This is a genomic window from Ignatzschineria sp. PL_is040 (assembly GCF_055813795.1).
In genome coordinates, this window is record NZ_JBVPGU010000001.1 from 464941 (window position 1) to 477599 (window position 12659).

14 protein-coding genes are annotated in these 12659 nt (G+C 43.1%); 6 read left to right on the top strand and 8 right to left on the bottom strand.

The window, feature by feature from the left end:
- Positions 1-3: 3 nt before the first annotated feature.
- Entirely contained in the window at positions 4-945 is a 942-nt protein-coding gene (locus AC0SAP_RS01860; protein WP_109201490.1) for a metal ABC transporter permease, read from the top strand.
- On the top strand, positions 936-1811 hold the full coding sequence (locus AC0SAP_RS01865) for a metal ABC transporter permease (protein ID WP_473382985.1): 876 nt from the start codon (positions 936-938) through the stop codon (positions 1809-1811). The genes AC0SAP_RS01860 and AC0SAP_RS01865 overlap by 10 nt, the downstream gene beginning before the upstream one ends.
- A gap of 93 nt (positions 1812-1904) precedes the next feature.
- Here the strand turns inward: AC0SAP_RS01865 and AC0SAP_RS01870 are convergent, their stop codons facing one another.
- Complete coding sequence (locus tag AC0SAP_RS01870; protein ID WP_473382620.1) at positions 1905-2054, bottom strand: hypothetical protein; 150 nt, start codon at positions 2052-2054, stop codon at positions 1905-1907.
- Positions 2055-2217: 163 nt separating this feature from the next.
- Here AC0SAP_RS01870 and AC0SAP_RS01875 point away from each other — a divergent pair, with 163 nt between their 5' ends.
- Positions 2218-2421 carry a hypothetical protein gene (locus AC0SAP_RS01875; protein ID WP_473382622.1) on the top strand — a complete coding sequence of 68 codons (204 nt, stop codon included), beginning with the start codon at positions 2218-2220 and terminating at the stop codon, positions 2419-2421.
- Positions 2418-2609 (top strand): helix-turn-helix domain-containing protein, encoded by a 192-nt coding sequence (locus AC0SAP_RS01880; protein ID WP_473382624.1) that lies wholly within the window; start codon positions 2418-2420, stop codon positions 2607-2609. The genes AC0SAP_RS01875 and AC0SAP_RS01880 overlap by 4 nt, the downstream gene beginning before the upstream one ends.
- Positions 2610-2717: 108 nt before the next feature.
- Here the strand turns inward: AC0SAP_RS01880 and nhaC are convergent, their stop codons facing one another.
- On the bottom strand, positions 2718-4175 hold the full coding sequence (gene nhaC, locus AC0SAP_RS01885) for a Na+/H+ antiporter NhaC (RefSeq protein ID WP_473382625.1): 1458 nt from the start codon (positions 4173-4175) through the stop codon (positions 2718-2720).
- A gap of 598 nt (positions 4176-4773) precedes the next feature.
- Here nhaC and AC0SAP_RS01890 point away from each other — a divergent pair.
- Together AC0SAP_RS01890 and AC0SAP_RS01895 are read left to right on the top strand one after the other, a co-directional pair.
- A complete protein-coding gene (locus AC0SAP_RS01890; RefSeq protein ID WP_473382627.1) occupies positions 4774-6018 on the top strand; it encodes an aromatic amino acid transporter in 1245 nt (414 codons plus the stop codon).
- Between the two features lie 303 nt (positions 6019-6321).
- Positions 6322-6444, top strand: coding sequence for a hypothetical protein (locus AC0SAP_RS01895; protein WP_473382628.1), 123 nt, complete (start codon positions 6322-6324; stop codon positions 6442-6444).
- 107 nt (positions 6445-6551) lie between these two features.
- Here the strand turns inward: AC0SAP_RS01895 and AC0SAP_RS01900 are convergent, their stop codons facing one another.
- The 6 genes from AC0SAP_RS01900 to AC0SAP_RS01925 all read right to left on the bottom strand — a co-directional run bounded on the left by AC0SAP_RS01900 (position 6552) and on the right by AC0SAP_RS01925 (position 12564).
- Positions 6552-7010 (bottom strand): outer membrane lipoprotein, encoded by a 459-nt coding sequence (locus tag AC0SAP_RS01900; RefSeq protein ID WP_094567288.1) that lies wholly within the window; start codon positions 7008-7010, stop codon positions 6552-6554.
- 223 nt (positions 7011-7233) lie between these two features.
- Positions 7234-8259 carry a DNA ligase gene (locus tag AC0SAP_RS01905; protein WP_473382629.1) on the bottom strand — a complete coding sequence of 342 codons (1026 nt, stop codon included), beginning with the start codon at positions 8257-8259 and terminating at the stop codon, positions 7234-7236.
- Between the two features lie 215 nt (positions 8260-8474).
- Positions 8475-10202: a single-stranded-DNA-specific exonuclease RecJ gene (gene recJ, locus AC0SAP_RS01910; RefSeq protein WP_473382631.1), complete on the bottom strand. Its 1728-nt coding sequence runs from the start codon at positions 10200-10202 to the stop codon at positions 8475-8477.
- Positions 10203-10313: 111 nt separating this feature from the next.
- Entirely contained in the window at positions 10314-10556 is a 243-nt protein-coding gene (locus tag AC0SAP_RS01915) for a sulfurtransferase TusA family protein (RefSeq protein WP_109201481.1), read from the bottom strand.
- Between the two features lie 188 nt (positions 10557-10744).
- Entirely contained in the window at positions 10745-11266 is a 522-nt protein-coding gene (gene rimI, locus AC0SAP_RS01920; RefSeq protein ID WP_473382632.1) for a ribosomal protein S18-alanine N-acetyltransferase, read from the bottom strand.
- Positions 11267-11454: 188 nt separating this feature from the next.
- On the bottom strand, positions 11455-12564 hold the full coding sequence (locus AC0SAP_RS01925; RefSeq protein ID WP_473382634.1) for a uracil-DNA glycosylase: 1110 nt from the start codon (positions 12562-12564) through the stop codon (positions 11455-11457).
- Between the last annotated feature and the right edge of the window lie 95 nt (positions 12565-12659).

Below are 12659 nucleotides of genomic sequence, written 5' to 3' on the forward strand. Positions count from 1 at the left end.
TCAATGGAACAGTTATTATCGCTCTTAATAGAGCCTTTTCAATATGAGTATATGCTCAAAGCGATTTTGATGAGCCTTCTGGTTGGCGCAGTTTGTGCTTTCCTCTCGGCCTATCTGGTCCTTAAGGGTTGGTCATTGATGGGAGATGCACTCTCCCACTCTGTCGTCCCCGGTGTTGCCGGCGCTTATGCTTTAAGCCTTCCTTACGCTATTGGGGCATTTTTTACCGGGATTTTAGCAGCTCTTGCAATGGGGCTGGTGAAGCATTTCACAAAATTGCGAGAAGATGCCATTATCGGCTTAATCTTTAGTAGCTTCTTTGCCGCGGGGCTCCTTATCATCTCACTCAATCCCACTCCTATTAGCATCAACTCCATTGTTTTTGGCAATATTTTAGGAATCTCCGATGGTGATGCCCTACAAGCAGCGATTATCACTATCATCTCCCTTCTTCTCCTTCTCTGCTATTGGAAAGATCTGATGCTACTCTTCTTCGATGAAGTGCAAGCAAAGACAATCGGTTTACCGGTCATGCGTCTACAGATCCTCTTCTTTGTGCTTTTAAGTGCCTGTATTGTTGCAGCTCTCCAAACGGTAGGAGCAATCTTAGTAATCGCAATGGTAATCACCCCTGGTGCTACCGCCTATCTCTTAACGGATCGTTTTGGTGTGATGCTCACGCTAGCGGTGATTATTGGTGCCGTCAGTAGCTTTATTGGTGCTTATGTTAGCTTCTTTTTACCGGGTGGAACGACAGGGAGTTTGATCGTTGTTCTTCAAACCTCGCTCTTTCTGCTTGCATTTCTCTTCGCACCTAAGCATGGTCATTTTGCAAAACGTCGCTCAGCACGCCGGCATCAAAAGCTTAGTGAAAGTATCGATGAGGTCGAGAAAAATTTAGAGCAAGATAGGCAAAAGTTAGCGCAGAAGGAGGTATCACTATGATCGATTCCTTAATTTTAACACCACTACAATATCCCTTTATGCAGCAAGCGATGTTAGGCGCGCTGATCTCCGGCGTTGTCTGTGCCGTTCTCTCCTGCTACCTTATTTTGAAAGGATGGGCATTGATGGGCGATGCGATCTCTCATGCCGTATTGCCGGGGATTGTTTTAGCCTTTATCTTCAATCTTCCGCTCGTAATAGGCGCCTTTGCCTCTGGGCTCTTCTGTGCTGTTGCAACGGGGTATCTACGCGCTAATAGCCGGATTAAAGAGGATGCCATTTTAGGGATCGTCTTCTCAGGACTCTTTGCATTAGGACTCTTTGCGTTCTCCTTTGTAAAGACCGATCAGCATCTTACTCATGTACTGTTTGGTAATATCTTAGGGATTCTCCCATCAGAGCTGTGGCAAATTATCATTATTGCCGGCATTACGTTACTTGTTATCCTCTTAAAACGAAAAGATTTTATGCTCTACTGCTTCGATCCGGTACAAGCGAGTGTTTTAGGACTGCCAGTTAAATTTCTGCACTATACATTACTGATTCTATTAGCACTAAGTATTGTGGCATCACTACAAGCGGTGGGCGTTATCCTCGTTATCGCGATGTTGGTAGCCCCCGGCATTATTGGCTTTCTCCTCACAAAGCGCTTCCCCATTATGATGATAATTGCTGTAATCTCCTCACTTATCTCCGCTTTTATGGGCGTTCTCTTAAGCTTTCATATCGATGCCGAAACGGGCCCCTGTATCGTTCTCAGTCAAACACTTCTCTTTTTAATCGCATTTATCTATAGCCGTCTACGCCATCGGATAATTCGCCGAAAAGCCTCTAGTCGCTTAAAAGAGAGAATAAAGAGGGTATAAAGAGAATATAAAAAACACCCTAAAGTTGATCATTAATGATTGCTTTAGGGTGTTTTGTTAAGATTCAAAATAGAGACTCTAGATAAGCATCGATTACTGCGAAAATCTCTGCGCGATCATAGCCCCGGTTAGAGAGACGGCACCACCGATATAGTGATAGCTCTCTAGAGATTCATGCAATACAGCATTCATCGCCCAAATTAAGACGGCTAAAAGGGGATAGAACATCGCTGCAAATTGCATAGTGATAACTCCTAGATTGAGTAGGTTATAAGTGAATTAGTTGTAAGAAAATTATTAGAGGGATAGTATAGTCCTGTCTGATATAAGGGATATAATGGAAATAGGACAATCCTCCTCACTATTCAGACAATCTCCCCCAACCTCTCTCTAATAGGAGCCTTTAATGGTGCAGCAACTTCCTCTGCAATCATTTCAACATCACCCTAAGCGCCTTATTATGCTAGCGGATGAACATATCAATGAAGCGACAGAATATTTAAGCCATTCCCACTCTTGGGGCCAGATGATTTTAGTTAATGATGGTGTGATCACCCTAGAGATTGCCCAAGAACGCTCGCACGCTACTTTCAAAAAGAATTGGGAATGAGCTTTAGTGAATGGTCTGCGCGTCTTCGTTTTATCCATGGTTCAGCACTTTTAGAGAAAGGTTATAGTGTTGAGGAGAGTGCATTTAGGCTCGGATATCGCTCTACCTCTAGCTTTATTACCCTCTTTCTTAAAATGACCGATATGACACCTGATCGCTATCGGCAGATCCATCTCCGCTCGGCATAAATAGAAATAATAAAAATAAAAAAAGAGTGATCTCTCGATCACTCTCTCATCTATCTACTCTTATCTACTCTTATCTGCTCTTATCTACTCTAGCGATCTACCTTTTGATTAGATACGCTTAGGCATTCTAAAACGTCTAACTTTCTTCGGCGCTTCCCCATCTTCATAATATTCAATGGTATAACCTGTTAAGGCATAAGCGATTGCAATCACCGGACTTAGGAGGCAGAGAAAGGTATATGGGAGATAATCAAAGGTCGCAACGCCCAATGTTGTCGCCATAAAGGCACCGCAAGTATTCCAAGGGATAAGCGGTGATGTCATCGTTCCGGAATCTTCCAATGTACGAGAGAGAACTTTCCCTTTAATCCCACGCTTATGATACTCCTCAGCATACATTCTGCCCGGCACAATGATCGACATATATTGATCACATCCGACAATATTGCCCGTAATACAGGTTGTCACTGTGGCAATAATCAGACTCTTTGTTGTCTTTGCTAAACGAACAATAGAGGCAACGATAGTCTGGAAGATGCCGGTAAACTCTAAAATCCCCCCAAAACACATTGCGATAATCACAAGCGATACTGTCGAGAAGACCGAGACAATCCCGCCATTATTGAGGAGTTCATTGAGCGTCTCATTATCTGTCGTAATGCTATAGCCATCATAGAGCGCATTCATCACCATGCTAGGATCAGCACCTTGAACAAAGAGTGCGCAGAGCACGCCTAAAATAGAGCCTATCATTAATCCTGGAAATGCCGGTATACGGAAGATCATCACAATAATGATCGATGCCGGCACTAAGAGTAACCAAGGGGAGATCACAAAGAGCTCTTTAAGATCTTCTCGCAGAGTGAAGTTTGTCGCTGCCGTATCAGCTAAATTTGCGGTTGCACTAAAGCCTAAAATCGTAAAAAGAATCAAAGAGATAATCAATGCCGGAATGGTGGTATAGAGCATATAACGAATATGTTCAAAGAGATCTACCCCTACGATTCCCGGTGCTAAGTTAGTCGACTCAGAAAGTGGGGAGATCTTATCACCAAAATAAGCGCCGGAAATTACCGCACCTGCTACCATCTCTGGAGGAATTCCTAAACCAAAGCCGATCCCCATAATCGCAATCCCTATTGTCCCAGCGGCAGTCCAAGCATTTCCCGATGCGATCGAGATAATGCAGCAGATAGCGCATGCTGCAACTAGAAAATAGGCAGGATTAAGAAGATTGAGTCCATAATAGATCAAGGTCGGAACGATGCCGCCGGCAATCCAGGAAGCGATAATTGTTCCGATCACAATAAGAATCACAATCGCTTGTAGCGCAAGACGAACGGCATCTAACATTCCCGTTTCGATCGCTTTCCACTTAAAACCTAAGCGCATTGCGACAATAATCGCTACACAGACGCTCAATAAGAGGGGTATATGTGGACTCACATCCCATAGACCGATCCCGATCACAAGGGAGAACATCATAAATATTATGGGAATAAATGCTTCAATAATCGTGGGTTTTCTTGTTGAAATCGCTTCAACTGGCGATACTTCAATAGTCATTTTTATTATTTCCTCAAAAAGGTGCAAGAGGAGAAGATCTATCCGTCATTCTTAATAGTTGCTGATTGAGACATCAGTATTCAAATATCAGTAAAAGAGTGATTATAAAATCTGAAGGATAGGGCCCAAAGTATTGACGCTGTTGCAACGGTACTTAAATAAAAGGCCTACTTACGCAAATATAGAATAAACGGAATGAAAAGATGGGCTGTGCAGTAAGTGAAGTGATAAACGAATCAAAAAATCATATTATGTTGCGGTCAATGGCGAGAAGTCTATCACATATTATCCCCAAAGATCTATTTTTATCCCGCGATTTCCCCGATTAATCATTACAGTAATAGTAGATCGTGATAATATTAGAGACTTTCAGTAATAAATTTGGAGCATCAATCGATTTGATAGGCTGGATAGATCTGATAAATTCGGTAGATTCTTATCAGCACTTATCAGCACTTATCAATTCATATTAGCCGATTGGCTGATCGATGCTGATCGATGCTGATCAAGACACATGATCAATATATGTGATCATATATAGTAATGAGCAATATCAACTAACAGGTCAAACTGATGTTGTAGACCGATGAGGAAGAAGATGAAAGTAGATAAATCGCCTTCAGTTGTGGGTGGCGCAATGATCGCTGCAGGAACCATGATTGGAGCCGGAATGTTAAGCTTACCGATCGCATCTGCAGGGATGTGGTTTGGTTGGACAGTCATGATAATGCTCTTGACTGTTTTTTTTATGTATATTACTGCGGAGCAGATCTTAGAGGTCAATTTAGGCTATAAGCCTGGCGCGAGTTTTGATACCTTAGTTAAAGATAATTTAGGCGGTCTTTGGCGCTTTGTAAATGGTTTCTCTGTCGCCTTTGTTCTCTATATTCTTCTCTATGCTTATGTCGTCGGTTCTGGTTCTGTGATCAGTAATACCATCGGTCACAATTTCGATATTGCGATTCCGCGCTATCAATCCTCACTGATTTTCGCTCTACTCTTCACCGGTATCGTTTGGTGGAGCACTAAAGCGGTTGATCGTATCTCAACCATCTTAATGATCGGGATGTTTTTGACCCTTTTCGCCGCAGTGACAGGTCTTTTAGGCAAGATCGAGATTCCCTATCTCTTTGAGCCAAGTGGTGAATCTCGTTATGCCATCTATGCTTTTGCCAGCCTACCCTTCTTCTTAACCTCCTTCTGCTTCCATGCCAGCGTTCCTAGCTTTGTAAAATATTATGGAATTGAGGGGAAAAAGATCAAGAAAGCGATTGCGTGGGGAATGTCCATCACCTTTATCTTCTATCTTGCTTGGATGGTCGCTATTATGGGAAGTATTGAGCGTGAAAGCTTCCTCTCTGTGGGAAGTGACCAAGTTGCATGGCTACTCGATGAGGTTAATGCTTCACCTTTTACCGGTTTAGCGCTCCGTTTCTTTGCGTTCTTTGCGGTTGTGACCTCATTTTTAGGCGCAGGATTGGGTCTTTTCGACTATATTGCTGACCTCTTTAAGATTAATGATGGTCATAAAGGTCGCTTTTTAACAGCATTGATCACCTTCTTACCGCCTACAATTTTAGGGATGCTCTTTCCAAATGGATTTGTATTAGCGATCGGGTTTGCAGGCCTCTTTGCTGCGATCTGGTCTGTTATTGTACCGGCTGCAATGGTGATCAATTATCGAAAAAAAGCAGAAAAGAGTGGGCAAAAACCGGCTGTCTCATTTCGTGCTTTTGGTGGTAAAGTGATGCCCTACATCATCATTCTCTACGGTTTAGTGGCAATTGTCTCCCATCTATTGGTGGAAGTCTTCAATGTCTCTGCACTTAACTTTTTCAAATGATACTTTTCAAATAATACAATAACCCAATCGGCGCGCAATGCGCCGATCTTGGGATGAAGTTTTAACCATTTAAATAGTAATTTTCCCCAGCATCAAAGATGCCAATGAGTGACATGCAATGGTAAAAAAAAATTAGTCAGCTCCCGCCGCTCCAATAACTTTCTTAAGAATTGATTATGACAATAATTGATTATTACAGTAAAAAGAAAAAGGCTGAACACTGCCGGATTTAACCACCTCGTTCTTCCTTAAATCACATGCCGGCAGATGCGCTCTGCCAATGATTACGTGTTGGCAAATATTATGAATATTATGCTGTCAATAATCATTATTCCCGGCATTAAAGATGCCAATGGGCGGGCATGCAGTGGCAAAAAGAAAGAATTAGTCAGCTCCCGCCGCTCCAATAACTTTCTTAAGAATTGACTGTTTCAGTAAAAAAAGGATCTAAATAGAGGATTACTCCATTTTAGATCCTTTTTGCTATGCATTTTTTAATGTTTTTATGCACTTACGCTCGATAATCGATGCTATTAAAGAGGAGAAACGTTGATGTTACGACCACTTCCTACCATTCTTACACGCTGACCTGGGCGGAAAAGGCTCTTATCTTGCTTCTGTACCACCGCGATTGTTTGTCCGCTATCGGTTTTAATATCGAGCTCAACACCTTGAACTTTATCCATCTGTTGCTCAACTTTATTTCCTGCGATTCCACCTGCAACGGCACCCACAGCGGTTGTGATATTACGACCACGACCTCCACCCATTGCATTACCAAGAACACCTCCTAAGACTGCACCAGAGACGGTTCCTAGAGATGAACCTTCCGCTTGAATCGTCACAGGACGAACTGCAACAACTGTACCATAGGAGACTGATTGAACTGTTTTCGCCTGGTTTCCTGTATAGACATCACCCGAATATAGACTTGAGTTTGTACAACCAGCAAGCGTCAATACTGCAAGTCCAATCATTGTTAATTTCTTCATTTTAAGCCTCTTATATAATAAAAGTGATAATTAGTAGAAGGTTAAATTCCCTATCGATCTCTCTTGCAACTTCTTACAGCTTATTCTCTATCAGCCACTCTTAAGCAACTTTTCAGGGAATCTCCGAGATGATCGCTCTCTACCATTATCCGATATAGATCCTATAAACCCCATTATTATAATAGATAACCCCATATCTACAAACAGATAATCTCATCTCAAACTAAATTGCCTCTTCTAATGCCCTAAACTCCTGCTCTGATAATTGCTCACAATGCTCACCACTAATATCGATAACGCGAGCAAAGCGAGGAATCTTTCGATCGGTAAATCCATTATGGCGATAACGAATCCACTGCCCAATCTCTGGTGGTGATTGCCGATCGTGATCCTTCAAACCGGAGCCGATTTTGAAATACCTCGTCTCCCCTTCAATAACATTTTTAACGCGCAAAGCCCCTACCATACCCTGATACTTACCCTTCCCTGGAGTGTAACCGATCACCATCGCACAATCCTCCTCCACTTTTTTCATCTTTAGAAGCTGACCATGACGAATATAAGGTTGATAAGAAGCATCTTGATGATGGAGCATCAATCCCTCTCCCCCTAGCGAAACTACCCTATCTAGCTCTCTTTTAAGTGCTCTTTTAGAGTTCACTCGTATTTGAGGAATCATTGCGATATGAGGATTTTTCTCCGCTAAAAGAGGTAGATATTGCGCCATCTTGGCAACGCGATCACGAAAAGGACCTCGCTCTGCCGGCAGATCAAAAATTTGATAAGTCACCCTACTCCAGAGCGGATCCTCCCGATCCGCACGCGCGATCAAGGCAGAGATCTCCTGGAAGGTTTCTCGCCCTAGCCACAATTCCCCATCTAAAGGGGTATCTCCAAGATGCTCTGTAAACCATTTTGGTGCAACGATCTCATACCCTTGCCGGGAGAGAAGCTGCTCCCCATCCCAATAGCCGCGAACACCATCGAGCTTTTCACTTACAAAATACTCCTGCACAATAATCTCATCTAATATAGCAGGGGTTAAACTCTTTCCATGCTGCAGCGGAACGGCATTTGCCGGCACGATGATCAACAATAATAGGAAAAGCAGTAAAATAGGGGACGAAAAGTGCCAAAAAAATCTCTGCCAATAGCGCCGGAATGGTAAGCGCTGATTCAACAAATAATGATTCAATCCTAAATTTAATTCTAATCCGGTGAACTCTAATCTGGTCTCTATCTGTTTCATAAGACACCTCTATACTTCGTTAAACTGAATAAAAAGTATAAAGTTAGTCTATGTCTGCCAAATTGTGTCTTCTGTTGCCTTATCGACTGATCAAAACGGAGATAGCAGAAAAAGAAAAGTGGACGAAAACATAAAAGAAGTCAGAAATGGTGATGGTGGCGCCGTATCATCCGTATCATCCGTATCATCCGTATCATCCGTATTTATTATTGCTATTATGCCACCGGCGTAAAGTAATCGATAATCAACTGTAGATTACGATTCCCTCGCCACTCATTAATGTCGAGCTTAAATGCACAATGAATCTCCCCAACATGATCTACTAATTGATGCGCTTGGAAGAAGGCCATTGCCTCAAAAGTCTCCCCATTTTCCGGCGTTCTTAGCGTAAATTTTAGGTGAGCCCCCTTAAGAATACGATAATCGAGCACTTCAAAGCGATCATCAAAGATCGGTTCGGGAAATTGCTGTCCCCATGGGAATGCTAACTTAATCTCATCGGCAAATTGCAGATTGAAAGCCGTAGTTGGTAGTGGTCCATCACTGTAGATCTTTTGACTCAAAAGCGCCTCTTGATCCTCTCCATTTTGCGCTAAAAAGCGCGCGATCTCCTCTTCCATCGCCTTCTGGAAATGGGGGATATTCTCCTCCATTAAAGAGAGTCCTGCGGCCATTGCATGCCCCCCGAAAGTAACAATCAAGCCAGGATTATCTCGCGCAACATTGCTCATCAGATCTCGAAGATGAATGCCCCGAATAGAGCGCCCTGATCCTTTGACTAAGCCCTCATTATCATAAGCGAAGATAAAGGTAGGACGATAATATTGCTCTTTAATACGAGAAGCCACTATCCCGGTGATTCCTTGATGCCAAGATTGATCATAGAGACAGATCGAAAGTGGCAATGTTTGATCATCTAACGAGATCTCATTGAGGATAAAATCAGCTGTTTCACGCATCTCTTGCTCAATTCGTTTACGCTCCTCATTCATACTAAAGAGCTCATGCGCAATAGCTCGCGCTTCTTCTGGGCTCTCCGTTAAGAGAAGCTCAATTCCTACCTGCATATTATCGAGTCGACCTGCAGCATTGAGAAGAGGAGCAAGGCCAAACCCAATATCACTGGTTGAAAGACGCGCTTGATTGCGATTAGAGACCTCAATCAGTGCAGCAATGCCGGGAATCGTGATTCCCTGACGCATCCTTAAAAGTCCTTGCTGGGCTATTTTGCGGTTATTGGCATCAAGTGGCACTAGGTCTGCAACGGTTCCTAGTGCAACAATATCGAGATATTTCCCCAATTTAGGAGCTGGATTTTGCCCAAAGTATCCCATTTTTTGCAATCTTGCCCGCACACTAGAGAGAAGATAGAAGATCACACCCACCCCGGCTAATGCTTTACTCGGAAAGAGATCCCCTACTAAGTTGGGATTGACGATAGCATTGGCATTAGGAAGCCTCTCCGGTGGCAGATGGTGATCTGTAACAATGACATCAATCCCCTCTTCACGGGCAAGCGCAACGCCATCAATATTGGAGATGCCATTATCCACTGTAATCAGAAGATCGGGCGGATTACGTAAAATCTTACGCACTAGAGGTGTTGAAAGTCCATAACCATCTAAGATGCGATGCGGCACAGTATAACGGACATTATGACAACCAAACTCCCGTAAAATTCTCACAGCTAACGCAATACTTGTCGCACCATCGACATCATAATCCCCTACTATTAAGATCTCTTTCTGCTTCAAAATCGCATCGACAACAATCGCTGTTGCCTCTTCTATATTGCTCAAGCTTTCAAAAGAGTGGAGCCCACGAAGGGAGAGGTCGAGCTCTGCCGGATCCTCAATGGCTCTCTTTTTTAAGATCTCTTGAAGAAAGGGGGAATGTTGCGGTGCAATATGGGCGTGTTGGGGGGTTCTACGAATAATCTTCATGCGTTCTTTGGTCTTTAACCAATCAATACCTTAATTAACTTAATTAATGTTTAACGTTATTACTATTACTGATGCTTCTGATGCTTCTGATGCTTCTGATATTGAGTTCAATTATGCCTTTTCTATCAAGAAGATAAAGAGATCATCCCGCTTCTCAAAAGAGAGAAGTTGATGCTCTGTTCGTGCTAAATAGGCTTTAAAATCGATCTCTGCATGGGGATCTGTGGCATAGACCTCTAATCGATCCCCCTTCTCGGCACGCATCAATGCTTGCTTTGTCTTTAAGATCGGCATAGGACAGTTTAATCCTTTCAGATCGAGCTGGATAACTGCTTTTTCATGACACTCACTCATTATTAATCCTCTACTTTTAACGCGTTTAGTAATTTAACTCACTTAACTCATTTAACTCACTTGTAAACGAGTCTTATAAAGTTCTCTTATAGACTCATTAATGCTACTCATCGGTATTCATTACTGATATTGATCATCGATATTGATCACCGATTGCTAGCGATGCTTCTATCTCTATGCTCCTATCTCTATGCTTCTAAATTGAAATTAAAGATTGCCGTTGGAAAAGTATAAGCCATCACAATCGCATCTTCCCGTCCATTGATATTACAAGGATAGTAACCTTTCCGCAGACCGACTTGATTAAATCCGATCCGATCATAGAGCCGGCGCGCAGGTTCATTCCCGGCACGGACCTCTAAAAAGAGCGTTGCCAACTTCTCTTTCTCCCCTAATTTTAAGATCGCATCGAGGAGATAGTATCCTAATCGCTTTCCATGATATTGCGGATCAACTGTAATGTGGAGCAGATGCCCTTCATCTAATACAATAGAGACAAAGGCATAACCGATTACGATCTCTTCATCAAGAAGAAGTTTTAAGCGAATCACCTTCTGCTGAAAGACGGCAAGTAGCTGCTCTCTACTCCAAGGAACAGGATATGCTCTCTGCTCAATTTCAACAATACACTCTAAATCTTCTACTGTTGCCGGCACAATTGATAGGCGTGCAAATAGTGCGGCAATCTCCTCTTCTCTTCTCTTTTCCATCTCTCCTCCCTAATAAGATACTTCTGATGAGTATCTTGATCTTTACAGCATCTTTAATCGCTCTTAAAAGCTCTTATCAGCTCTTATCAGAGTTATTAAAGATCATCAAAGTTATCAAAAGTGCAGAATAACGTCTCTTAAAACTGCTTGGCTACAGAATCGCTCTGTTGATATTGCTCATTGAATCGTCATAGCATACGATTTGAGCAAAAATATTGCCGGCGTAAAAATTTCACATCTTGCCAAAAGTTCGCTTTTAAACGGGAATTTCGCGCATAAACTTTAGGTGAATGGGAGATCACTGCCGGAATAGTAACCCCGTCAAAGGTCAATTGATGGGGTGTTAAACGGAGTGACTCAAAGGGAAGCTCACTCTGGAGAAGAAATTTAACGCAATTTCGTCCTAGAAGAAAGATCACCTTCGGCTGTAATGCCAAAATTTCCTGCCGTAAGATAGCATAGCAGGCATGCCACTCACTCTCTTCCACATCGCGTAATTCAGGCGGCCGACACTTAATAAAAGGGGTAATATAGAGCTCCTCAACCTTAAAGCCGACACGAGTGAGGGCCTGATAGAAGAAGGACTCATCCGCGCGATCTAAGACTAACCCCTGATACATCTCCTCTTTTAGCGGAATATCCGTAATCACCATGACGGGCGCATCGGGATATTGTCGCGGTAATGTCGCTTGGTGTCGTGATTGTGAAAACTCACACCCCCGGCACTGCTGAATACTCTCGGCAAATTGTGGCGAATAAATAGAGGCATCTGCCGGAAATTGATAGGGAGTTGAGGTAAATGGCCCTCTCACTGCAATCTTCTCTGGCGCTCTTGGTGAAACCTCTACCTGAAAAGATTGTTGTGGTGCAATACGCTCTCTTGAAACATTGAGATCAGCCGGATTTTGCACCGTTTCCTGTAGCGGCATCCCTTCCCTCTGTGAGGCTTGGGGCGATAACGACTCCGATAACGACCCCGATAATGATTCAGTTATTAGAGACTGCTCTGCCCCGCCGGAGTGTGACGCCGGCACCTTATCAACAAGATGCCCCCCTGCCATTCCCACCACAGATCGCTGATCAGGCATTTTTCCAGAAGGCCGTTCATCAAAGAGAGAAGCCATCTGATCTTGTAAGCGTATACGCCCCTCTTTCGGCGCTCTCACTAATGGGGCGCTATTCCCCCTTTGTAGTGCTTTTTCCTGCTGAAGATGCGCTTGAATTATAGGGAGATCCTCCTGCTTACACCAGGCTTGAATCCCCAACAGCTTCAGATATTCAGCTTGTCTGGTATCCATCTCTCCTACTCCCTATCAAAAAAGAGATGAGGCCCTATCGACCTCATCTGACCCATTAAAATTTTAATAACCTATAAAACAACATTAGATAATAA